The 23,369-nt window shown below is 67.1% G+C and carries 21 protein-coding genes; 13 read left to right on the forward strand and 8 right to left on the reverse strand.

The annotated features are described in order from the left end of the window. Positions 1-882: a 3-deoxy-8-phosphooctulonate synthase gene (gene kdsA, locus OR37_RS01885; RefSeq protein WP_004615453.1), complete on the reverse strand. Its 882-nt coding sequence runs from the start codon at positions 880-882 to the stop codon at positions 1-3. A 61-nt stretch (positions 883-943) separates the two neighbouring features. Here kdsA and OR37_RS01890 point away from each other — a divergent pair, with 61 nt between their 5' ends. The 5 genes from OR37_RS01890 to metC all read left to right on the forward strand — a co-directional run bounded on the left by OR37_RS01890 (position 944) and on the right by metC (position 6,888). Beyond that, positions 944-2,371, forward strand: coding sequence for a cryptochrome/photolyase family protein (locus OR37_RS01890; protein ID WP_035016803.1), 1,428 nt, complete (start codon positions 944-946; stop codon positions 2,369-2,371). A 36-nt stretch (positions 2,372-2,407) separates the two neighbouring features. Further along, positions 2,408-3,652 (forward strand): SAM-dependent methyltransferase, encoded by a 1,245-nt coding sequence (locus OR37_RS01895; protein WP_081612847.1) that lies wholly within the window; start codon positions 2,408-2,410, stop codon positions 3,650-3,652. A 173-nt stretch (positions 3,653-3,825) separates the two neighbouring features. Next, positions 3,826-4,836 (forward strand): cysteine synthase A, encoded by a 1,011-nt coding sequence (locus tag OR37_RS01900; protein WP_004615456.1) that lies wholly within the window; start codon positions 3,826-3,828, stop codon positions 4,834-4,836. A gap of 34 nt (positions 4,837-4,870) precedes the next feature. Further along, complete coding sequence (sseA, locus tag OR37_RS01905) at positions 4,871-5,728, forward strand: 3-mercaptopyruvate sulfurtransferase (protein WP_004615457.1); 858 nt, start codon at positions 4,871-4,873, stop codon at positions 5,726-5,728. Between the two features lie 5 nt (positions 5,729-5,733). Further along, positions 5,734-6,888, forward strand: a complete 1,155-nt coding sequence (gene metC / locus OR37_RS01910; RefSeq protein WP_004615458.1) for a cystathionine beta-lyase — start codon at positions 5,734-5,736, stop codon at positions 6,886-6,888. 36 nt (positions 6,889-6,924) lie between these two features. Here metC and OR37_RS01915 read toward each other — a convergent pair whose 3' ends face one another. Then, the gene (locus tag OR37_RS01915; RefSeq protein WP_004615459.1) at positions 6,925-8,256 is read right to left on the reverse strand and encodes a dicarboxylate/amino acid:cation symporter; all 1,332 of its coding nucleotides are present in this window, start codon (positions 8,254-8,256) and stop codon (positions 6,925-6,927) included. Positions 8,257-8,496: 240 nt separating this feature from the next. Here OR37_RS01915 and OR37_RS01920 point away from each other — a divergent pair, with 240 nt between their 5' ends. From OR37_RS01920 to OR37_RS01930, 3 genes are all read left to right on the forward strand, one after another. After that, the gene (locus OR37_RS01920; protein WP_004615460.1) at positions 8,497-10,335 is read left to right on the forward strand and encodes a sensor histidine kinase; all 1,839 of its coding nucleotides are present in this window, start codon (positions 8,497-8,499) and stop codon (positions 10,333-10,335) included. Then, positions 10,335-11,690 (forward strand): sigma-54-dependent transcriptional regulator, encoded by a 1,356-nt coding sequence (locus OR37_RS01925; protein ID WP_004615461.1) that lies wholly within the window; start codon positions 10,335-10,337, stop codon positions 11,688-11,690. Before OR37_RS01920 ends, OR37_RS01925 begins: the two co-directional genes overlap by 1 nt. 144 nt (positions 11,691-11,834) lie before the next feature. Continuing rightward, positions 11,835-12,908, forward strand: a complete 1,074-nt coding sequence (locus tag OR37_RS01930; RefSeq protein WP_004615462.1) for an alkene reductase — start codon at positions 11,835-11,837, stop codon at positions 12,906-12,908. Positions 12,909-12,930: 22 nt separating this feature from the next. Here OR37_RS01930 and OR37_RS01935 read toward each other — a convergent pair whose 3' ends face one another. Then, positions 12,931-14,574, reverse strand: a complete 1,644-nt coding sequence (locus OR37_RS01935) for an NAD(P)/FAD-dependent oxidoreductase (RefSeq protein ID WP_004615463.1) — start codon at positions 14,572-14,574, stop codon at positions 12,931-12,933. 118 nt (positions 14,575-14,692) lie between these two features. Between OR37_RS01935 and OR37_RS01940 the strand changes: the two genes are divergently transcribed. From OR37_RS01940 to OR37_RS01960, 5 genes are all read left to right on the forward strand, one after another. After that, complete coding sequence (locus OR37_RS01940; protein WP_004615464.1) at positions 14,693-15,115, forward strand: DUF2946 family protein; 423 nt, start codon at positions 14,693-14,695, stop codon at positions 15,113-15,115. A 102-nt stretch (positions 15,116-15,217) separates the two neighbouring features. After that, on the forward strand, positions 15,218-17,263 hold the full coding sequence (locus tag OR37_RS01945) for a TonB-dependent receptor family protein (RefSeq protein WP_004615465.1): 2,046 nt from the start codon (positions 15,218-15,220) through the stop codon (positions 17,261-17,263). Positions 17,264-17,312: 49 nt separating this feature from the next. Next, complete coding sequence (locus OR37_RS01950) at positions 17,313-18,704, forward strand: PepSY-associated TM helix domain-containing protein (protein WP_004615466.1); 1,392 nt, start codon at positions 17,313-17,315, stop codon at positions 18,702-18,704. Positions 18,705-18,706: 2 nt separating this feature from the next. Continuing rightward, the gene (locus OR37_RS01955) at positions 18,707-19,159 is read left to right on the forward strand and encodes a copper chaperone PCu(A)C (protein ID WP_004615467.1); all 453 of its coding nucleotides are present in this window, start codon (positions 18,707-18,709) and stop codon (positions 19,157-19,159) included. After that, positions 19,159-19,734 carry an SCO family protein gene (locus OR37_RS01960; protein ID WP_004615468.1) on the forward strand — a complete coding sequence of 192 codons (576 nt, stop codon included), beginning with the start codon at positions 19,159-19,161 and terminating at the stop codon, positions 19,732-19,734. The genes OR37_RS01955 and OR37_RS01960 overlap by 1 nt, the downstream gene beginning before the upstream one ends. A 16-nt stretch (positions 19,735-19,750) precedes the next feature. Here the strand turns inward: OR37_RS01960 and OR37_RS01965 are convergent, their stop codons facing one another. From OR37_RS01965 to cyoC, 5 genes are read right to left on the reverse strand one after another with little or no spacing between them, the layout of a single operon-like run. Continuing rightward, a complete protein-coding gene (locus OR37_RS01965; RefSeq protein ID WP_419144049.1) occupies positions 19,751-20,281 on the reverse strand; it encodes a response regulator transcription factor in 531 nt (176 codons plus the stop codon). After that, entirely contained in the window at positions 20,274-21,629 is a 1,356-nt protein-coding gene (locus OR37_RS01970) for an ATP-binding protein (protein ID WP_004615470.1), read from the reverse strand. Before OR37_RS01970 ends, OR37_RS01965 begins: the two co-directional genes overlap by 8 nt. Then, the gene (locus OR37_RS01975; protein WP_004615471.1) at positions 21,626-22,363 is read right to left on the reverse strand and encodes an SURF1 family protein; all 738 of its coding nucleotides are present in this window, start codon (positions 22,361-22,363) and stop codon (positions 21,626-21,628) included. The genes OR37_RS01970 and OR37_RS01975 overlap by 4 nt, the downstream gene beginning before the upstream one ends. Next, positions 22,360-22,746 carry a cytochrome o ubiquinol oxidase subunit IV gene (cyoD, locus tag OR37_RS01980; RefSeq protein ID WP_004615472.1) on the reverse strand — a complete coding sequence of 129 codons (387 nt, stop codon included), beginning with the start codon at positions 22,744-22,746 and terminating at the stop codon, positions 22,360-22,362. The genes OR37_RS01975 and cyoD overlap by 4 nt, the downstream gene beginning before the upstream one ends. Beyond that, a complete protein-coding gene (cyoC, locus tag OR37_RS01985; protein WP_004615473.1) occupies positions 22,743-23,369 on the reverse strand; it encodes a cytochrome o ubiquinol oxidase subunit III in 627 nt (208 codons plus the stop codon). Before cyoC ends, cyoD begins: the two co-directional genes overlap by 4 nt.

The raw sequence follows: 23,369 nt of genomic DNA on the forward strand, positions 1-23,369 counted from the left end.
CTAGTTCGCCCCTTCGCGGAAGGCGGCCTTGGTCAGGGCGTCGTATTTCAGCAGGTTGGACACCAGGGCCTCGAACTGGCTCATCGGCACCATGTTGGGACCGTCTGACGGGGCGTGGTCCGGATCCGGATGGGTCTCGATGAACACGCAGGCGACGCCGACGGCCACGGCCGCCCGGGCCAGGGTCGGAACGAACTCCCGCTGCCCGCCCGATGAGGCGCCCTGGCCGCCGGGCTGCTGGACGCTGTGGGTGGCGTCGAACACCACCGGACAGCCGATCTGGCGCATGATCGGCAACGACCGCATATCGCTGACCAGGGTGTTGTAACCGAACGAGACCCCGCGCTCGCAGGCCATGACATTGGGATTACCGGCGCCCGTCACCTTGGCGACGACGTTCTTCATGTCCCACGGGGCCAGGAATTGGCCTTTCTTGATGTTGATCGCCCGTCCTGTCTGGGCGGCGGCGACCAGCAGGTCGGTCTGGCGGCAGAGGAAGGCCGGAATCTGGATGACGTCGACCGCCTCGGCCACGATCGGGCAATGGCTGGTCTCATGCACGTCGGTCAGGGTCGGCAGGCCGGTGGTCTCACGGATCTCCTGGAAGATCGGCAAACTGTCCTTCAGGCCGATGCCGCGCTGGGCCGCGCCCGAGGTGCGATTGGCCTTGTCGTAGGAGGTCTTGTAGATCAGCCCGACGCCCAGGCGCTCGGCCATTTCCTTCAGCGCCTGCGCCGTCTCCAGCGCGTGCTGGCGGCTTTCCATCTGGCAGGGGCCGGCGATGATCGACAGCGACTCGCCGTTCCCGACGCGAACGGCCGCGCCGTTGGGGGTCTTGATCTCGACGACGGCGTTCGGGGCGACGGCTTGCGGCTGATCCAAGGCGAGTATTCCAGCGTATTAGGATTTCAGGCGCCCAAGAGGTGCTCCCTCGGGCTGGGTGGTGCAAGTGCCGAACGATCGTGACGACCATGGGGCCATCCTCGTCTGGTTCCGCAACGACCTGCGCATAGCCGACAATCCAGCCCTGCGCCATGCCGCCGACAGCGGCCGGCCGGTGATCTGCCTCTACATTTTCGACGAGACGCCCGGCGTCCGCCCGATGGGCGCGGCTTCGCTTTGGTGGCTGGACAAGTCCCTCAAGTCGCTGGACGAAAGCCTTGAGAAGCTTGGCAATAAACTCATGCTTCGCAGGGGCGTCGCCGCTGAGGTTTTGGACGAGGTCCTGCGACAGACCGGCGCGACCGGTGTGTTGTGGAACCGCCTCTATGACAAGGCGTCGACGGATCGCGACATGGCGATCAAGACCCGTCTAAGGGCGGCTGGGATCGACTGCCAAAGCTTCAACGCGAGCTTGCTGACCGAGCCTTGGGAGATCAAGAACGGCGCGGGACAGCCCTACAAGGTCTTCACGCCCTATTGGCAGGCGGCGCGCGAACACCTGACCGACGTCGTCGTCGAAGACGCGCCGAAGTCCCTGAGATCGCTCGGGCATCTTCCTTCCAGCGAAAGACTGGCGGACTGGCGGCTGAACCCGACCAAGCCCGACTGGTCAAAGGGTTTCGACCTCTGGACGCCCGGCGAAGCGGGCGCCTTGGCGCGGCTGGACGACTTCCTGTCGGGCTCCGTTAGCGGCTATGGCGAGAAGCGCGACCTCCCCGGCGTCGAGGCGACATCCCGCCTTTCCCCGCACCTGCATTTTGGCGAGATCGGACCAAGGCAGGTCTGGCTGGCCGCGCGCGAGGCCCAAGCCCCCCGCGGCGAGATCGACAAGTTCCTGTCCGAGTTGGGCTGGCGGGAGTTCAACCACGCCATCCTGTTTCACTGGCCCGACCTGCCCGCGCGGAATTTCAAGCCGGAGTTCGACGGCTTTCCCTGGGCTCGTGACGACGCCGCCTTCAAGGCCTGGACCCGAGGCCAGACCGGCTACCCCATCGTCGACGCCGGGATGCGCGAACTGTGGGCCACCGGGTTCATGCACAACCGTGTGCGCATGATCGTCGCCTCGTTCCTGATCAAGCATCTGCTGATCGACTGGCGCGAGGGCGAGGCCTGGTTCTGGGACACGCTGGTCGACGCCGATTTGGCGAACAACGCCGGCAATTGGCAGTGGGTGGCGGGCAGCGGCGCCGACGCCTCGCCCTACTTCCGAATCTTCAACCCTATCGCGCAGGGCGAGAAGTTCGATCCGCGTGGGACCTATGTCCGACGTTGGGTTCCGGAACTCGCCGGCGTTCCAGACGATGTTATCCACAAGCCATGGACCCGGCCGTTGCATCTGCCGGCCGCGGCGAAACGTCTCTATTCAAGACCGATCGTCGAGCACGACCACGCCCGGGCCAGGGCCTTGGAGGCCTATCACAGCCTCTAGCCGGCGGGCTTTACGAACCGGTCGTTAACAGCGTTAATAAACGCGCAACCGGATGCGAGACCGACCTTGGACACCGCGCTCTGGAACGACCCCGACCTGACGGCCGCACCGGCCGCCTTCCGCGCCGCGCTTCGCGTCGCGGCGACGAACTGGGAGTTCGGCTCCGTCACCTTCATCCTGCCGACGGGCAAGCCGTTGACCGTCACCGGCCGGCAAGCTGGGCCCGAAGCGCTCATCAAGATCCATGACTACAATTTCATTCGCCGCGCGTTCTCGTCGGGCGACATCGGCTTCGCGGAAGGCTTCGTGGCCGGCGAGTGGGAGACTCCCGACCTTTCCGCGGTGCTGAGCGCTTTCTCGCTGAACTTCGACAAGCTCTCGGCGCTGGTGGACGGCAATCCGTTCATGCGGATTTTCAACGCGCTCTACCATTTCTTTCATCGCAACAGCCGCGCCGGGTCCAAGAAGAACATCCACGCCCACTACGACCTGGGCAACGCCTTCTATTCGCGGTGGCTGGACCCGACGATGACCTATTCGTCGGCGCTGTACGAACGGCCGAACCAGCCTCTGCCCGAGGCCCAGAAGGCGAAATACGCGGCCCTGGCGCGGACCATAGACCTCGCGCCGGGCAAGCACGTGCTGGAGATCGGCTGCGGCTGGGGCGGTTTCGCCGAGTTCGCGGCCAAGGAGGTGGGGGCCCAGGTCACCGGCATCACCATCTCCCAAGCCCAGTATGAATTCGCCAAAAAGCGCCTGTTCGACCAGGGCTTGGCCGAGAAAGCCGATATTCGCCTGGTCGACTATCGCGACGTCGAAGGCCGGTTCGACGCGGTGGCCTCGATCGAGATGTTCGAGGCCGTGGGCGAGGAATATTGGCCCGCCTATTTCAGCAAGATCCGTGAGGTCCTGCACCCCGGCGGCCGCGCCGGTTTGCAGATCATCACCATCCGCGACGAGCTGTTCAGCCACTACCGCGAACGGACGGACTTCATTCAGCGCTACATCTTCCCGGGCGGCATGTTGCCCAGCGAGGCGCGCCTGAAGGAAGAGACCGAGCGGGCGGGTCTGGAATGGAGCGATCTCAAGCGCTTCGGCCAGAATTATGCCGACACCCTGGCCGAATGGGGTCGTCGCTTCGAGGCCGCTTGGAGCGAGATCCGCAAGGACGGATTCGACGAGCGATTCCGACGCCTTTGGCGGTTCTATCTCAGCTACTGCGAGGCCGGGTTCCGAACCGAGCGAACCAACGTGATCCAGCTGGGCCTGAGCCGGGGCTGATACAGAGCCTAGGAGCTCAGCGTCCAGAATGGGGATTGTGGATAGCGCGCGATCCCCATGAGGTGGCTCGGGATTTGTCGCGGATTTGACGCGCCTTCAGGAAATCTGGGGTTGCCTCGGCGCCGCGCCGCACGATCTACCAATCCTCCAGACGCCCCGCTCGAAGGCCCGCCATGACCGTCACCGCCCGCGTCCTCCCGACTGTTCTGGACGCCATCGGCAATACGCCGCTGATCCGCCTGCGGCGCGCCAGCGAGGCCACGGGCTGCGAGATCCTGGGCAAGGCCGAGTTCATGAACCCGGGGCAGTCGATCAAGGACCGCGCGGCCCTCGGCATCATCCGCGACGCCGAGGCCAAGGGTTTGTTGAAACCGGGCGGGCGCATCGTCGAAGGCACGGCGGGCAATACCGGCATAGGCCTGGCCATGGTCGCCTCGGCCCTGGGCTACAGGACCACCATCGTTATTCCGCGCACCCAGAGCCAGGAAAAGAAGGACGCCATCCGCCTGCTTGGCGCCCAGCTGATCGAGGTGGACGCCGTTCCTTACTCCAATCCGGACAATTACGTCCGCTATTCCGGACGCTTGGCGGAAGAACTCGCCGAAACCGAGCCTAATGGCGTGATCTGGGCGAACCAGTTCGACAATGTCGCCAACCGCGAGGCTCACTACCGCACCACGGGCCCGGAAATCTTCGAGCAGACAAACGGCAAGGTCGACGCCTTCATCTGCGCGGTCGGCTCGGGTGGCACCCTGGCGGGCGTCGCCCAGGCGTTGCGCGAGCGCAAGCCCGGCGTGACGATCGGCTTGGCCGACCCGCGCGGCGCGGCGCTGTACAGCTGGTACAAGGACGGCCAACTGATGTCCGAAGGGAGCTCGATCAGCGAGGGCATCGGCCAGGGGCGCGTCACGGCCAATCTCGAGGGCCTGACCGTCGACGTTCCGCTGCGCGTCTCGGACGAGGAGATGCTTGAGGTGCTGTTCGACCTGGTCCAGCACGAGGGCCTGTGCCTGGGCGGCTCGGCCGGCATCAATGTCGCGGGCGCCGTCCGTCTTGCCCGGGAACTGGGTCCTGGCCACACCATCGTGACCGTGCTGTGCGATCACGGTTCGCGCTATCAGTCGAAGCTCTTCAATCCCGTATTCCTCAAGGAAAAGGGTCTCCCCGTCCCGCCTTGGATGTAAGGTTCGCGCGACTCCGATTCCGAAAGGCGCCGCCATGAGCACTCCGTCCGATCCGCTGGTCTCGACCGCCTGGCTGGCCGACCATCTCGACGCGCCGGACGTGCGCGTGGTCGACGCCTCGTGGCACATGCCGGCCGCCCAACGTGATCCCGCCAAGGAATTCCTGGCCGCGCACATTCCCGGCGCGGTGTTCTTCGACATTGATGAGATCGCCGACGAGACCAGCGACCTGCCGCACATGATCCCGACGGCGGCCAAGTTCGCCGCGCGGGTCCGGAAGCTGGGCCTGGGCGACGGCTCGCGCATCGTGGTCTACGACAGCCAGGGCATCCTGCCCGCCGCCCGCGTCTGGTGGCACTTCCGCGCCATGGGCCACGAGGACGTGGTGGTGCTGGACGGCGGCCTGCCCAAATGGATCGCCGAGGGTCGCCCGGTCGAGGATGGCCCAGCCGCGCCGCAGGAGCGCCACTTCACCCCGCGCTGGCAGGCCGACATCTACCGCTCGGTCGATCAGATGCGCGACATCGTCGCCAGCGGCCGCGAACAGATCATCGACGCGCGCGCCGCGGGCCGCTTCGAGGGCAAGGACCCCGAACCCCGAGCCGGCCTGCGCGGCGGCCACATGCCCGGGGCCCGCAACATCCCGCTATCGGCCATGCTGGCCTCGGACAACACGATGCTGCCGGCCGACCAGCTGAAGATCGTGTTCGAAAAGGCCGGCGTCGATATCGACAAGCCGATCGTCTCGACCTGCGGCTCGGGCATCACCGCCTCGGTCGTGGCCCTGGCCCTGGCCCGCCTGGGCAAGCCGCGCTCGGCGGTCTACGACGGCTCGTGGACCGAGTGGGGCGGCCTCTCGGACACGCCTGTCGCGACCGGTCCGGCGGCCTGACCGCCATGAATGAATCGACTCGCCTGATCCACGCGGCCGCCGAACCGACGTCCATGCCGCGCGTGGTCAACCCGCCGATCCAGCGCGGCTCGACCGTGCTGCTGCCCAACGCCGCCGCGCTCTATGACGACGACCAGATCACCTATGGCATCACGGGGCTGGCGTCGCCCGCCGCCCTGCAGCGCGCCCTGGCCGAGATGGAGGGCGCTTCGGACGTGACGCTCTATCCGTCGGGCCTCGCGGCGATCACGGGGGCTCTCCTGGCGGTGCTGAAAGCCGGCGACGAGATCCTCGTGGTCGACAGCGCCTACAAGCCGACGCGCCGCTTCTGCGATCGGGTTCTGACCCGCTTCGGTGTCTCGACAACCTATTACGACCCGGCTCTGACGACCGAGGGCCTGATGAACCTCGTCACGCCGAGGACGCGGCTGATCCTGCTGGAGACGCCCGGTTCCCTGACGTTCGAGATGCAAGACGTGCCGGCCATCGCCGCGGCGGCCAAGGCGCGCGGCGTGCTGACCCTGATCGACAACACCTGGGCGGCGGGCCTCTATTTCAAGCCGCTGGCGCACGGCGTGACCCTCAGCGTCCAGGCCCTGACCAAATATGTCGGCGGCCATTCGGACTGCTTCATGGGCTCGGTCGCGACCACGGACCCAGCGGTCGCCAGCCAACTGGGCGACGCCATGTGGGATCTCGGTTGGTCGGTCTCGGCCGACGACGCCTACACCATGCTGCGCGGCCTACGCACCTTGTCGACTCGACTGCCGCGTCACCACCAGAACGGTCTCGCCGTGGCGCGCTGGCTCCAGGATCGGCCAGAAGTGGCGCGGGTGCTGCACCCCGCCCTGCCTGACGACCCCGGCCATGCGCTATGGTCACGCGACTTCACCGGCGCCTGCGGCCTGTTCGGCGTGGTGCTGAAGCCAAGCTCGCAACGCGCGGTGTACGCCTTCCTCGACGCGCTCAAGCTGTTTGGCCTGGGCTTCTCCTGGGGCGGCTACGAAAGCCTCGCCATCCATTGCGATCCGCAATTGAAGCACCGCGCCATTCCCGTCGACCTCGGAGGCCCCCTGCTCCGGCTGCATGTCGGCCTGGAGGCGGTCGAGGACCTTCAGGCCGACCTGGAGCGGGGTTTCGCGGCCTGGCGATCCGCTTAGAGCCGGTTTAACCGCTCAAACTAAAACTAACGCGTTCTAAACGCTGGCCGCATCCGGAATGGAGTCTCCGGGCGATCGCGGCGTCTTGCCGGGATCGAGGGCTTCCTTGAGGGCGGCGGCGTCCAGGCCGCGCTCCCAGCGGGAGACCACGATCGCCGCGACGGCGTTGCCCATGAAGTTGGTCAGGGCTCGGCACTCCGACATGAAACGGTCGACGCCGAGGATCAGGGCCATCCCCGCCACGGGAACCGACGGCACCACCGACAGGGTCGCCGCCAGGGTGATGAAACCGGCCCCGGTGACGCCCGCCGCGCCCTTGCTGCTCAGCATGGCCACGCCCAGAAGCAGGGCCTGCTGCTCCAGCGACAGCGGCACGCCCGTGGCCTGCGCGATGAACAGCGCGGCCAGGGTCATGTAGATATTGGTCCCATCCAGATTGAACGAGTAGCCCAGCGGCACCACCAGACCGACGACGGACTTCGGGCAGCCGGCCTTTTCCAGCTTCTCGATCAGGCTAGGCAGCGCCGCTTCCGACGAGCTGGTGCCCAGCACCAGAAGCAGTTCCGCCTTAAGGTAGCGGATCAAACCGAAGATGGAGAAGCCGTTGGCGATGCCGACCGCGCCCAGCACGACGATCACGAACAGCAGCGAGGTCAGGTAAAAGGCGCCGACCAGCAAAGCCAGATTGGCGATGGCGCCGACCCCGTACTTGCCGATGGTGAAGGCGAAAGCCCCGAAAGCGCCGATCGGCGCGGCCTTCATGACGATGTGCACGAACTTGAAGAAGGTCTGGGCGATGATCTCGAGGAAGTCGACGACGGGCTTCGCCGGGTCGCCGACCAGGGTCAGGGACAGACCAAACAGCAGCGAGATCAGCAGCACTTGCAGGATCTCGCCCTCGGCGAAGGCGCCCATGAAGGTGTCCGGAATGATGTTCATCAGGAAACCGACGACCGTCTGATCGTGGGCCTTGGCAGCGTACTGCGCGACCTTGCCGGCCTTGAGCGTGGCTGGGTCGATGTTCATGCCGGCGCCGGGCTGGACGACGTTGGCCACGATCAGGCCGACGATCAGCGCCAAGGTCGAAAAGACCAGGAAATAGGCCAGGGCCTTGAGAGCCACTCGGCCGACCTTATCAAGGTCGCGCATCCCGGCCACGCCCGTGACGACCGTCAGGAAGATCACGGGGGCGATGACCATCTTCACCAACTTGATGAAGGCGTCGCCCAACGGCTTCAGCGCTTGTCCCAGATCCGGCTGGAAGTGGCCGATCAGCCCCCCCAGCAGGATCGCGAGCAGCACCTGGAAATAGAGGTGTCGATAAAAGGGCTTCGGCCGCTCCGGCGCGCCCTGATGGATAGTCTGCACGGTCGACTCCTGGACCGGCCGTTCGGCCGCGTTTCCTCCGCGCCCCTTGTCGAGACGCCTCGATAGACGATCCTCGCGGGAAGGGCGCCGCGCAAGCGGTATCGGAAAAAGCCAAATCCCTCTGATTTTTCTGGACTTCCATACGTACGGCCATATTGGCTCAAAGCCCCTTCGGGCGAAAAACCCTACCGTAGCGATCCGACTTGTGCGAAATTTCGCGCAATCCACAAGAGCATTTGAATGACTTCTGAAGTCTTGGCGGATCATGGTGGCCCAACCGTCCGGCGCTGGATCATCTTCGGCCTGGTCAGCCTTGTGCTGCTGGCGGGCGCGATCGGCTTCGCGGACTCGCTGGCCGGAAGGCGGGCCGCCGAGGATCTCGCGCGTCAGGCCCAGGCGTCCGCAGCCCTGCACGCGGCGGTGCTGCGCAGCGAACTGGCCAAGCATCGGACCCTGCCCTTCGTTCTGGCCCAGGACCCCGATGTCGCCCGGACCCTGCGCTCGACAGAACCGCGTGACGTCGACGCCCTGAACCGCAAGCTGGAGAGCCTTAGCGGCGGAACGCGGGCGGCGGTGATCTATGTCGTGAACGCCAAGGGCATGACGATCGCCGCGAGCAACTGGCGCCAGCCGACCAGCTTCGTCGGTTCCGACTATGGCTTCCGGCCCTATTTCAGAGAGGCCATGACCGACGGAACGGCCGAGCTTTTCGCGTTGGGCACCGTCAGTCGCCGACCAGGCCTTTTCATGTCGCGTCGGGTCGACGGGCCGGACGGACCGCTGGGCGTGGTCGTCGTCAAGGTAGAGTTCGAGTCTCTGGAAGCCGAATGGTCGACGTCGGAGCCCGCCTTCGCCGCGGATTCCCAGGGCGTGATCCTGGTCACCTCGATCCCCGCCTGGCGGTTTCGGACCTTGCATCCGCTGCCGCTGGCCGACCAAGACCAACTGCGCGCCGAACACCGCTTTGGCGACGCGCCTTTCACCTTGCTAGACGCCAGACCCGCCTTGGCGCCGAGTCGCGTCGCCACGCTGACCGAGATCGAGCCGCCCGGCCAGCCGAAGCGACGCTATATGGCCGCTAGCGCCAGCCTGGCGACTTCGGGGTGGACCATCTACACCCTCACGCCCGTCGGTTCGGCTTTGCGAGCGGCCAAGACCAGCGCGCGCGCGATCGCTCTGATGACAGGGCTCGCGCTCTGCGCCGGCGCCGCGACGATCCTGCGGTGGCGAAGCCAGGGCGCCGTTCGCGCCGCCCGCCAGGACGCCGCGCGCCGGGAGCTGGAGACCCGCGTTCAGGAGCGCACCGCCGAACTAAGCGCCGCGAACCAGCGCCTGACGGTCGAGATGGAAGAACGGCGCCGCGCCGAAGCGCATGTTCACCTGATGCGGGACGAACTGATCCAATCCAACAAGCTGGCCACCCTGGGCCAGATCGCGGCGGGCGTGGCGCACGAGATCAACCAGCCGGTCGCGGCCATCCGCGCCTATGCCGACAACGCCGCGATCTTCCTGGAACGCGGCGACGACAAGACGGTCAAGGCCAATCTAGGGCTGATCGCCGGTCTGACCGACCGCATCGGCCGGATCACCGACGAGTTGCGCGCCTTCGCCCGCAAGTCGGGCTCCCCGCCCGCCCCGGTTTTGCTGCGCGATGCGATCGACGGCGCGCTGCTGCTGCTCGACCCGCGCCTGCGCCAACAGGGGGTGCGTGTTGTTCGAAACGAGGCCAATGAAGCCGCCCAGGTGATGGCCGAGCGGTTCCGCCTGGAGCAGGTGCTGGTCAACCTGCTGCAGAACGCCCTTGAGGCCCTCGAGAACCGGCCCGATCCCGAAATCCGCATAGCGGTCTCGGTCAAGCGGGCGAGGGTTCGCGTCGCGGTCGCCGACAACGGCCCAGGCGTCGCCGCGGAAGCCGCCGAGACCCTGTTCACGCCGTTCGCGACCACAAAGCCGCGAGGTCTGGGCCTGGGCCTGGTCATCAGCCGCGATATCGTCGCGGCGTTCGGCGGCGAGCTTAGCCTGGAGCCCGCGCCGCGCGGCGCGTGCTTCGTCCTTTCCCTGGCCAAGGCGCGTTCGTGATGCCCGCTTCCGCCCATCCGCTTTCCGTGAACCAGGTCGCTTTCATCGACGACGACGAGGCTTTGCGCGAAGCCAATATCCAGGCGCTGCGCTTGGCGGGCTTCGAGGTTCTGGCCTTCGCCTCGGCCGAGGCGGCGCTGGCCGCCCTGCCCGACGGCTTCGCCGGCGTGGTGGTCAGCGACATTCGGATGCCGCGCATGGACGGTCGCCAGTTGTTTGTTCGCCTGAAGGCGCGGGACGAGGACCTCCCCGTTATCCTGATCACCGGCCACGCCGACGTTTCCGAGGCGGTCGAGGCCATGCGGGACGGCGTCTACGACTTCGTCGCCAAGCCCTACGCGCCCGATCGCCTGGTCAGCAGCGTGCGTCGCGCCCTGGAGAAGCGCCGGCTCGTCCTGGAAAATCGCCAGTTGCGAACCATCGCCGACGAGGCGCGCGACGACTGGCCCCTGATCGGCCAGACGCCCGTCATGGAGCGCCTGCGCGCCACGCTGCGCCAGCTCGCCTCGGCCGATGTCGATGTGCTGTTGGAGGGCGAGACCGGCGTCGGCAAGGAGCTGGCGGCCCGCGCCCTCCACGCCTGGGGACGCCGTCGCGATCGCGAGTTTGTCGCGGTCGACTGCGCCGCCTTGCCCGTTCAGGCGCTGGACAGCGAACTCTTCGGCCATGAACTGGGGGCCTTCAACGGCGCGGTGCGTCAGCGTGTCGGGCGCATCCAGCAAGCGGATCGCGGCACGCTGTTCCTCGACGAGATCGAAACCCTCGCGCCCGACGCCCAAGGCAAGTTCCTCCGCGTGCTCGAGGAGCGCGAGATCACGCCGCTGGGCTCCAACCGCGCCCATACACTGGACCTCCGTGTCGTCGCCGCCGCCAAGGGCGATCTGGCCGAGGCCGTGGCGGCGGGAACGTTCCGTCAGGACCTCTTCCACCGTCTGGACGTCGTGCGTATTCGCATCCCGCCCCTGCGCGAAAGGCGCGAGGACGTTCCGCTGCTGTTCGCCCACTTCCTGGCGCGGGCCTGCGAGCGGCTAAACGGGCCCCAGCCCTCGATCGACGAGCGCGTGCGCTGGCGTTTGCACAATCACGACTGGCCCGGCAATGTTCGAGAGCTGGGTCACTACGCTCAGCGCGTGGCCCTCGGCCTCGCCGACCCAGCGCCGCCCTCAATCGCCGAACAACCCTCGCTGCCCGCGCGGGTGGCGACCTACGAGGCGCGTGTGATCGAGGAGGTTCTGGCCGGTTGTGGCGGCGACGTCCGCTCGGCGCTGAAGGTCCTGCGCATTCCCCGCAAGACCTTCTATGACAAGGTCGCTCGCCACGGACTCGACCTCGACAAACACCGCCGGCCCCGCTGAGGCGGCCAAGCCAGATTTTCCGATTTAGGCCCCGGCCTTTTAGATGAAATAGAACGAGTTACGGTTGCGATTGGGAAGGCCAGCCCCAGATAGCCGCGTAGACGCCGACGGAGGGTCGGCGCCGTTGTTCGACGGACATCCTTCATGCCTAACCTGTTCGACTCGCTGCGCATCGGCGACCTGACCCTGGCCAATCGCGTGGTCATGGCGCCCCTGACGCGTCTGCGCGCCGGTCCGACCCACACGCCCAACGCCCTGATGGCCGAGTACTACGGCCAGCGCGCCTCGGCCGGGCTGATCATTTCCGAAGGCGTGCCGGTCACGCCGCAAGGCGTCGGCTACGCCGGCGTTCCGGGCATCTGGTCCAAGGATCAAGCCGAGGCCTGGAAGCAGGTGACCAAGGCCGTCCACAACAAGGGCGGCCGCATCTTCATGCAAATCTGGCACGTCGGCCGCATTTCCGATCCCTCGCTGCTGAATGGCGAAGCCCCGGTCGGGCCCAGCGCGATCGCGGCCAAGGGCCACGTCAGCCTGCTGCGCCCCGAACGCCCCTATCCGACGCCGCGCGCCCTGACCACCGAGGAGGTCGCCGGCGTCGTGGAAGCCTTCCGCCAGGGCGCGGAGAACGCCCAGGCCGCCGGTTTCGACGGCGTGCAACTGCACGGCGCCAACGGCTATCTGCTCGACCAGTTTCTGCAGGACGGGTCCAACCAGCGCACCGACCAGTACGGCGGCTCGATCGAGAACCGCGTCCGCCTGCTGCTGGAAGCCACGGACGCGGCCATTTCCGTCTGGGGCGCCGACCGCGTCGGCGTCCACCTGGCGCCGCGCGCGGACAGCCACTCGATGGGCGACAGCGACCTGCCGGCCACCTTCGGCTATGTCGCCAAGGCGCTGGGCGAGCGCAGGATCGGCTTCGTTTCCGCCCGCGAATACGAGGCCGCCGATAGCTTGGGTCCGCGACTGAAGGCGGCCTTCGGCGGCGTCTACATCGCCAACGAGAAGTTCGACCTCGCCAGCGCCAACGCCGCGCTGGACGCCGGAAAGGCCGACGCTATCGCGTTCGGCAAGGCCTTCATCGCCAATCCGGACCTGGTCGAGCGCCTGAAGACGGGCGCGCCGCTGAACGCGCCGGTTCCGGCCACCTTCTACGGCCCTGGCGCCGAAGGCTATACGGACTATCCGACGCTGGCCCAGGCCGCCATTCCGGCCGAATAGGCGCGAAGCCCCGCGATGGCCGTCAGGCCGTCGCGGGGATCAGCCCCTCGGCCACATAGGCCAGGGCGACGGCCTCGGCCACCTTGATCCCGTCGACCGCGGCCGAAAGGATCCCGCCGGCGTAGCCCGCGCCCTCGCCGGCCGGATAGAGCCCGGCGGTGTTCACGCTCTGGAAGTCCTTGCCGCGCGTGATCCGCACCGGCGATGACGTGCGGGTCTCGACGCCGGTCAGCAGGACGTCGGGATGGTCATAGCCGGGGATCTGGCGCCCGAAGACCGGCAGCGCTTCGCGCATGGCCTCGATCACGAAGTCCGGCAGGCAGGTCGACAGATCCGTCAGCGTCACGCCCGGCTTGTAGGAGGGGGTGACCTCGCCCAGCGCCGACGAGGGTCGTCCAGCCAAGAAGTCGCCGACCTTCTGGCCCGGCGCCCGGTAGCTGGACCCGCCCGCCACATAGGCCAGGCTCTCCCACTTGCGCTGGAACGCGACGCCCGCCAGCGGGTGGCCAGGATAGTCGCGCTCCGGGTCGATGCCGACCACGAAGCCGGAATTGGCGTTCCGTTCGTTGCGCGAATATTGGCTCATGCCGTTGGTGACGACGCGCTCGGGCTCGGAAGTCGCCGCCACCACCGTGCCGCCCGGACACATGCAGAAGCTATAGACCGTGCGGCCGTTCGCGCAGTGGTGCGACAGGCTATAGTCGGCCGCGCCCAGATCGGGGTGGCCGGCGCAGTCGCCGAACCGCGCCCTGTCCATCCAGGACTGAGGATGCTCGATCCGCACGCCGATCGAGAAGGGCTTGGCCTCGATATGAACGCCGCGATCGTACAGGGTCTGGAAGGTGTCGCGCGCGCTGTGGCCCAGGGCCATGACCACGTGGGTCGTGGGCACGTAGTCACCGCCGGCGATATGGAGGCCCTTCAACCGGCGCGAACCATCCGCGCCGACCTCGATATCGAAGTCCTCGACCTTGTTTCGCCAGCGATACTCGCCGCCCAGGCTCTCGATGAGCGCCCGCATCTGCTCGACCATGTGCACCAGTCGGAAGGTGCCGATATGCGGGTGGGCCTCGGTCAGGATCTCCTCGGGCGCGCCGGCCTTGACGAACTCCTCCAGAACCTTGCGTCCCAGGAAGCGCGGGTCCTTGATCTGGCTGTAGAGCTTGCCGTCCGAGAAGGTCCCCGCCCCGCCCTCGCCGAACTGCACGTTGGACTCGGGATTCAACTCCCCGCGCCGCCACAGGCCCCAGGTGTCCTTAGTCCGCTCGCGCACGACCTTGCCGCGGTCGACGATGATGGGCTTGAGGCCCATCTGAGCCAGGATCAGACCGGCGAACAATCCGCAGGGGCCAGCGCCGATGACCACGGGGCGCGGACCGTCGAAGCCCTCGGGCGCCTTGGCCACCAGCTTGTAGGACGTGTCCGGCCTAACGCGCACGTGGTGGTCTCCGGCGAACCGCGCCAGTACGGCGGCCTCGTCGCGCAGACTCACATCGACGGTATAGACCATCAGGATCGCCGACTTGCGGCGCGCGTCGTGGGCCCGGCGGGCAATCTCAAAGCCCTCGAGATCGTCGGCCTTGATCCCCAGGCGCTCGATAATCGCGGGCTTCATCGCTTCCGGCGTGTGGCCGAGCGGCAGCTTCAGTTCCGAAATACGCAGCATGGCGCGGGTCTTAGCGGGAACGACGGCGTCGCGCCATCCGGGCGCGACCTTCCGCGAAGGGCGGCATGGACCGATTGTCCCGAAGACAAGCGCGAGCGACTGCGCTAAAGCGGCCGACGTGACTCGCTTGACCGCCACCGCAAGACTGCTTGCGCGCGACGCCTTCCTGGTGCTCGCGACCCTGGCGATCGCGCTGAAGATCATGATTCCGGCCGGCTACATGCCGGGCGCCGAGCCGCGTAATGGCCTGCCATTCGCCCTGGTGCTCTGCACCGGCGACGGCGCCAGGATGGTCGAGCCCGGACAAAGCCTGGCCGGGCACAAGGGCGACAGCCAAGACAAGAAGGCCGCTCACGACGGCGGCTGCCCCTTCGCCTCCCAGGGCGCGGCCGCTCCGCCCCCCACGGTCACCGCGACCGACGCCGTCCAGCTTGTCGTCTATCTGGCGCCGCCGACTCCTCTGGAGCGCGCGGTCGCCCCCGGCCGAGGCCTGGCCGCGCCTCCGCCGCCCCCGACTGGTCCTCCCGTCCTCCTGATCTGACCGCCGGTCGCTCGCGACCGGTCCTGACATCGTGCGCGCGACCTGATCGCCGCGCGCCGCAGATCATGCACGGCCGCCGCACGCGGTCGAAGGACTCAGACCATGAAATCTCTCCTGCTGGCCTCGTCGGCCGCCCTTTTTCTCGCCCCGGTCGCCGCCTGGGCCAATCCCGATCCTGATCAGAACCAGGTCTCCTCGGTCATCGTCACCGCCCGCCCCAACGCCGAGGACCCGCCCGTGGTGGCGGCCGCGCGCAAGCGGCTGTCCGAAACCCCGGGCGCCGTGTCGGTGATCTCACAAGAATCCTACATCAACCGCGAGGCCCTGGCCCTGGACGACATGCTGCGCGACGCGCCGGGCGTCTATGCGCAGCGCAAGTGGGGCGGCGACGTTCGCATCTCGATCCGAGGCTCGGGGATCGGCAACGCCAACCACAACCGGGGTCTGCTGCTGGCCCAGGACGGCGTGCCGCTGAACGAGGCCGACGGCTATGGCGACAGTCAGATCGCCGATCCGCTCAACACCCGCTACGCCGAGGTCTATCGCGGCGGCAACGCCCTGCGCTTCGGCGGCGCTCTGCTGGGCGGCGCGATCAACATGGTCACGCCGACGGGCAAGGACGCGGGCTTCTCCAACCAGTTCCGACTCGATGGCGGCTCGTTCGGCATGATCCGGGAGCATGTCGCCATCGCCCGCCAAATCGGCGACTGGGACATCTACGCCGCTGGCACGAACCAGACCAGCCAGGGCTGGCGCTCGCAGAGCCAGCAGAACATCCAGTTCGGCAGCCTCAACATCGGCCGAGCCTTCGGCCAGGACCGCGAGGTGCGGTTCATCGTCAACGGTTCGAACATCAATCAAGAAATCCCCGGCGCGCTGACGCTCGACCAGTTCAACGCCAACCCGCGCCAGACCCCCGCCGGCAACCTGGCCGGCGACCAGGGTCGTAACCAACGTGGCGTGCGCGGTTCGCTGGCGACAACCTGGCGGCTGAATGACGACCTGGTGTTCCAAGGCTCTCTGTACGCCGTCTGGAAAGATCTGGACCACCCGATCTTCCAGGTCATCGACCAGAAGAGCCGCAACTACGGCGCCTTTGGCCGGTTCGACTGGGACGGCCGCGTCGGCGACCTGAAGGCCGACGCCTTCTTCGGCGCCTGGTATCGGCAGGGCGATCTGGACTCCCACTTCTACATCAACAATCGCGGGGGACGCGGGGCGCTGCAGTCGGTCTCCTACCAGAACGCCAAGGCCATCGACGTCTTCGGCGAAGGCCGGGTGTTCGTCAGCGACCACATCGCCGTGGTGGGCGGCGCGACCTGGGGCCAAGCCGAGCGCGACTATGTCAGCGTCGCCGTTCCGGGCGTGAAGAGCACCTTCAACCTAACCGCCTCCAAGACCTATGACTGGCTTTCGCCCCGCATCGGCCTCTTGTGGCAGGACAACGCGGGAAACCAGGTCTTCGCCAACCTGACGCGGTCGGTCGAACCGCCCAATTTCGGCTCGATGTCGCCCACCAATATCGGCTTCGCGCCCGTCAAGGCCCAGAAAGCTTGGACCGGCGAGGTCGGCGCGCGCGGCCATCGGGGTCCGTTCACCTACGACCTGACGCTCTATCGCGCCAACCTGAAGGGCGAGATGCTGCAATACGCGGTCAGTTCGTCGATTCCGGCCTCGACCTTCAACGCCGACAAGACCATCCACCAAGGGATCGAGGCGGCGCTGGACTGGGCGGTGGCCCCGCATTGGCGGGTTCGTCAGAGCTGGACCTATTCCGACTTCCACTTCGACGGCGACGCGGTCTACCGCGATAACCGACTGCCGATCGTGCCCAAGAACTTCTACCGCTCGGAAGTGCGCTACGACGACCCACGCGGCTGGTTCGTGGTGCCGTCGGTCGAGTGGTCGGCGACGGACCAGTGGATCGATTACAGCAACACCAAGACCGCGCCGTCCTACGCGATCCTCAACCTCAACGCGGGATGGAAGGTCACGCCCGAGGTCTCGCTTTTCCTCGACGCCCGCAACCTGGCCGACAAGGCCTATGTCTCCAACACCCAGGCCGCCATCACCTGGACCGCGGGGACCGCCACCTTGTGGCCGGGCGACGGGCGTTCGGTGTTCGGCGGCGTGACCGTCTCGTTCTAATCCGTGGCGCGGCGGCTCCTGGGTCGCCGCGCCCATCGGGAAGATAACGATGAGCGAAATTCCAAGCTCCGAGGTCAGGACTCCGGCCGGCGAAGTGTATCGCGCCTTCTGGCGCTGGCACTTCTACGCGGGCCTTCTCGTCCTGCCCATTCTGATGCTGATGGCCCTGACCGGAGGCGTCTATCTGTTCAAGACCGAACTGACGGCGATCATTCATCGTCCGCTGGTGGTCGTGGCCGATCGTCCCGCGCGGGCGCCGCCCTCCGCCTGGATCGCCAGCGCCGAAACTGGAGCCGGCGCCAAGGCCACCCAACTCATCATCCCGTCTCGGGGCGATCGCTCTGTGCAGGTGATGGTCGGCGACAAGGCGCATCAAAGGACAGCCTATGTCGACCCGCACGACGGCGGCTATCTGGGGGTCACCACGCCCGGCGGCGTCATGGGCGTGATCAAACGCGTACACAGCCTCGACATCGCCGGTCCCGTGATGAATGGCCTTGTCGAAGTCGTCGCGGGTTGGGCCATCGTGCTGGTCGCCACCGGCGTCTTCCTGTGGTGGCCGCGCGGCCAGAACGGCGGCGTGGTGACGGTGCGGGGCGGACCGGCCAGGCGCCTCTTCTGGCGCGACCTGCACGCGGTGACGGGCGCCTTCGCGGGGATCGTCATCGTTTTCCTGGCGGCGACCGGAATGCCCTGGTCGATCTTCTGGGGCAAGGAAGTGCGGCAATTGACCACCGAAGCCGGTTGGGGACGCCCCAAACCGCCGATCGCCGAGCGGCATCACCCCGTCAAATCCGTCGAGCGCGACGGCGTGCCCTGGGCCCTGGGCGCCCACGCGCCGCCAAACACTCCCAACCCGTCGCCCATGCTCGGGATGAGCGCGAACGAACATGCCCGCATGATGCAGGCCAAGGTCCTGGGCGTCGACGACATCGTCGCCAAGGCTCGGGCTGACGGTCTGACGGACGGCTTCACCCTCACCCTGCCCCAGGCGCCGGGCGGAACGTGGACGGCGTCCTATATGCCCGACCATGTCGAGCGAACGCGGACCCTCTATCTGGATGGCCGCGACGGCCACGTCCTGGACGATATCGGCTATCGTCGGTTCGGCCCGGCGGCCAAGGCCATCGAGTGGAGCATCTCCGTCCACCAGGGGCAGGAGTTCGGCCTGGTCAACAAGCTCGTCATGCTGGCGGGCTGCGTCGCCATCTGGCTTCTCGGCGGCTCGGCCCTGGTCATGTGGTGGAAGCGTCGCCCAAAAGGGCGCCTCGCCGCACCGCCCCGCCCCACTCGCCCCGGCGCCTATGCCGGCTTGTTGGCCATCGTGCTGCCCCTCGCCGTTCTCTATCCCCTTGTCGGAGCTTCGCTCATCACGGTGCTGCTCCTCGATCTCATTTACCGTCGGCTGACCTCGTCGCCGCTCTTCAAGACCGGAGCCTGAACATGAAGACCCTCTCTCTCATCGCCCTCGCCGCCCTGCTGACGGCGTCCACGGCCCAGGCGGCGGCGCCCGTCGTGACCGCGACCGAGGCCTGGTGCCGCCCGGCGCCCGCCGGAGCCCTCGCCGGCGGATGCTACGTCACCCTGACCGCCAGCGCCGACGATCGCTTGGTCACGGTCGAGACCACGGCCGCCGATCACGGCGAAATCCACTCGATGTCCATGGACGGCGGCGTCATGCGGATGCGCAAGCTGGACGGCTTGCCCTTGCCCGCGGGCAAGGCCGTGGCCCTGAAGCCGGGCGGCGAGCACCTGATGCTGATTTCGCCCAAGGTAGCCTTTAAGGACGGCGCCAAGATCCCGATGGTCTTGAAGTTCCAGAAGGCCGCGCCGGTGAAGGTCGAGGCCACGGTGCGTATGCCGTCCATGCCATCCATGCCCGGCATGAACCACTGATGCGCCGGATGCTGATCGCGACGGGCCTGGCGGTCTTGGCCGCCATGCCCCTGGCCGCCTGTCATCCCAAGGACGAGGCCGGGCGCTCACTGCTCCAGATCGGCGGGCCGTTTAACCTGATCGACCAGGACGGCAAACCAGTCAGCGAGAAGTCGCTGCTTGGGAAACCCACGGCGATATTCTTCGGCTTCACCTATTGCCCGGAGGTCTGTCCGACGACGATGGCGGACCTGACGTCGTGGCTAAAGACCTTGGGGCCCGACGCCGACAAGCTGAACGTCGTCTTCGTCTCGGTCGACCCCGAGCGGGACACGCCACGGCAACTGAAGACCTATCTGTCGAACTTCGATCCGCGCATCCGAGGTTTCACGGGAACGCCAGCGGCCGTCGCCAAGGCCGCCAAGGAATACAGGATCTACTATCAGAAGGTCCCGCAGGACGGCGGCGGGTACACGATCGATCATTCCTCGGCGATCTATCTGTTCGACGCCAAGGGACAGTTCGTTGGGCCGATCGGCTACCAGTCGCCGGCCGATCGGGCGGTCGCGCAGCTGCGCGACCTGATCAAGAGCTGAGGTCTGGAGCGCCGGATCAGCTGATCCGGCGTTTCTCCAGCTTGCGCGCCAGGGTTCGGCGGTGCATCCCCAGCCGCCGCGCCGTTTCCGAGATATTGAAGTCGGTCTCGACCAAGGTCTGGTGGATCCGCTCCCACTCCAGGTTCTTGATCGAGGTGGCGCGCTCGCCGATCGTGGCGTCGACGTCACCGTCGCGCTTATGGAACGCCGCTTCGATGTCGTCGGTGTTCGAAGGCTTGGCCAGGTAGTGGCGCGCGCCCAGCTTGATGGCCTCGACGGCGGTGGCGATGCTGGCGAACCCCGTCAGCACCACGATCAGCATGTCCGGGTCACGCTGGGCCAAGGCCCGCACGCAGGCCAAGCCGGACTCGCCGGCCAACTTCAGATCGACCACGGCGTAGCGCGGCGTGAAGGTCTCCAGCGCCGTCAGGGCCTCATCCAGGCCGCGAACATGCACGACCTCGTAATCGCGGCGCTCGAACGACCGCTTCAAGGTGGCGGCGAACTTCTCGTCGTCCTCGACGATGATCAGCTTGCGGTCAGGCATCGCGGCCATCCTCGATCTCCAGGGCCGCCAACGGCAGGGTCAGGACGACGCGCGCGCCGCCTTCGGTTCGGTTCTCGGCCCGCGCCGCGCCGCCCAGCTTGCGCAGAACATTGACGACCAGGAAAAGACCCAAGCCGCCCCCCGCCCGCCCCTTGGTGGAGTTGTAAGGCGCGCCAAAGTTTTCCAGGGTCTCATCGGTAAAGCCCGGGCCGTCGTCGTCCACCTGGATCCGCAACCAGCCCTCGCTGGCCCCGACCCAGAGCCGCACCGCGCCGGGCGAGGCCTCCAAGGCGTTGTCGAGGACGTTGTGGATCACCTGCTTGAGGGTGGATTCCGCTGCGATGGGCGTCTTGGCGACGAGGTCGGTTTCATAGACCAGCGCCTGATCGCCGCGCGTCGCTCGCCACTCGCCCGCGACCTCGTCCATGAAGGCGCGCAGGGTGCTGACGCGGACCTCGCCGCCGCGCGCCTCGCCCGCCGACATCAGAACGCCGGTGACGATCGACTTGCAGCGCCGGACCTCGCCGCGCATGTCCTCAAGCTCCTGGGCCAGCTCCGGGTTGCCCGCGAAGATCGGCATCCGCCGCCAGTCGCCCAGGATCACGTCCAGGGTCGCCAGGGGCGTGCCCAACTCGTGGGCCGCGCCAGACGCCAGGAGGCCCATGCGGACGATGTGGGTCTCCTCGGCCGCCCGCTGCCGAAGTTCGGCCAGCCGCGCGTCGTGTCGACGCAGGTTGGCGTTGATCCGCCCGACGAAGGTGACCAGCAACAGGGCGTCGAGCACGATGCCCAGCAACATGCCCATCAGGAAGAGGTCGAAAAAGGCCTGATCGCTTAGCCCAGAGGCGATAATCGGCCGATTGAAGCTCAGCAGCATCACGAAGCAGAACGTGGTCAGCGCCACGATCGCCCAGGTCGCCCACGCCTCCAGCAGCACCGCGCCGAGGATCACGTGCAGCAGATAGAGGGTCGTGAACGGGTTGGTGGCGCCGCCGCTGAAATAGAGCTGAGCGGTCAGGGCCAGAGCATCGAGAGCCAAGGCCGCGAACAGGTCATACGGTCCCAGCGGGGCGCCGCGCTTTAGCCGCAGCAGGCTGAACAGGTTCAACGCCACCAGGCCCGCCAGCACCAGCATCATCGCCGCCAGCGGCACCTTGAAGCCGAGGCTGAAATGAACCGCCAGGATGGTGACGACCTGGCCCAGCACCGCGATCCAGCGCAGGTGGATCAGCTGCAGCATGTTCTGGCGGGCGATGGCGTCGGCCGGACCGTTGGCGTTTTCGGCCGCGCGCGCGCCCGAGAGCCATCCCGAGACGCCGGAGATCACCATGCTGGCCGTCGGCGTCATGCCCGTCGCGTCTCCCGCCTCGCCTCGCGCCACACGTAGACGCCCGCGCCGCCGGTCAGCAAGGCCAGGCCAAACCACGTCAGCGCGTAGACCAGATGACTGTTGGGGAACCGCACCACCGTCAACCCGCCCAGCGGCCAGCCGCCTGGATTGGGCGCGCCATCGGCGTCCACGAAATACGGCGCGACTTCGGAAAGACCCTTCGCGGTCGCGATGGCCTGCACATCACGGGAATACCAGCGGCCCTCTCTCGGCCGGTTCGCGCGTAGGAACCCGCCATGGGGCTCGCTCAAGCGCAGCAGTCCGATGACGGAGACGGGCCCCTTTACCTGACCGGCCGCCCGGGTGCTGGCCAGCCTGAGGTCGCCCGGAACAAAGCCTCGGTTCACCAGGACCGTGAAACCTTGGTCGACTCGCAACGGCGTCATGACCCAGAAGCCCGCGCCCTTCTCGGTCACGGCCTGGACCAGAGTCTCGCGGGCGTGATCGTAGACGCCGGTCAGCGCCACGCGGCGGTAGGCGTCGGCTTGGCCGGAGATCCCGGCCCAGGTCGCCGGCCCAGGCGCGGGAACGGGCGCGGCGTGAATACGCCGCTCGACGCTCGCGATCAGATCAAGCTTCCAGGCCCGGCGCTGAACCTGCCAAGCGCTCAAGCTCAGGAACAGCACGGTGAGGACGGCGCAGAGGCTGATGAAGAGGATAGCCCCGGCGCCGCCGCTCGCGGACCGCCTCAAGGCATCTGCTGCATGTCGTGGGCGGTCACCGGCATCATGTGGGTATTGAGGTTGTGCATCACCCAGAGCGATCCGCTCAGCGTGATCACGACCAGGATCAGGGTGAACATCAGGGCCAGCAGGGTCCATCCGCCTTCCGAACGCGAGTTCATGTGCAGGAAATAGATCATGTGGACCAGCACCTGGATCACCGCCAGCCCCATCACCGCCACGGCGGTCATCTGAGCGGTCGGCAACACATGGCCCATGACCAGCCAGAACGGGATGGCCGTCAGGATCACCGCCAGGACGAAGCCGATGACATAGTCCTTCAGGCTGCCGTGACCGGCGTCGTGGCCGTGACCTTCGTGCGCGCCGGGGGCGTGAGTGTCGGCGGCGGTCATTTCAGGGCTCCCAGCAGATAGACGAACGAGAAGACGCCGATCCAGATGACGTCGAGGAAGTGCCAGAACATCGACAGGCACATCAGACGGCGACGCATGGCCTCGTCGAGCCCGCGCTGGCCGACCTGGACCATCAGGGTGACCAGCCAGATGATGCCGAAGGTCACGTGCAGGCCGTGCGTGCCGACCAGCGTGAAGAACGACGACAGGAAGGCGCTGCGCTGAGGCCCCGCGCCCTCGTGAATCAGGTGGGCGAACTCGGTCAGCTCCAGCGTCAGGAAGCCGGCGCCGAACAGACCCGTGATCGCCAGCCAGACCAGGGTCGGCGTCTTGCGGCCCGCCTGGGCGGACAGCATCGCGAAGCCGTAGGTGATGGACGAGAACAGCAACAGCCCGGTGTTCACCGCCACGACCGGCAGCTCGAACAGGTCCGCGCCCGACGGGCCGGCCGCGTAGTTGCGCCCCAGCACCGCATAGGCCGCGAACAGCACGGCGAAGATCAGGCAGTCGCTCATCAGGTAGATCCAGAACCCCAGCAGGGTCCCGTTCTCCGGATGGTGCTCCTCGGTCATGTGGAACCGATCGGCGTCGGCCGCGGTCAGGGTTTGAGCGTGAGAGGCCAT

The sequence above is a fragment of the Caulobacter vibrioides OR37 genome (assembly GCF_000372645.1).
Classification (GTDB): domain Bacteria; phylum Pseudomonadota; class Alphaproteobacteria; order Caulobacterales; family Caulobacteraceae; genus Caulobacter; species Caulobacter vibrioides_E.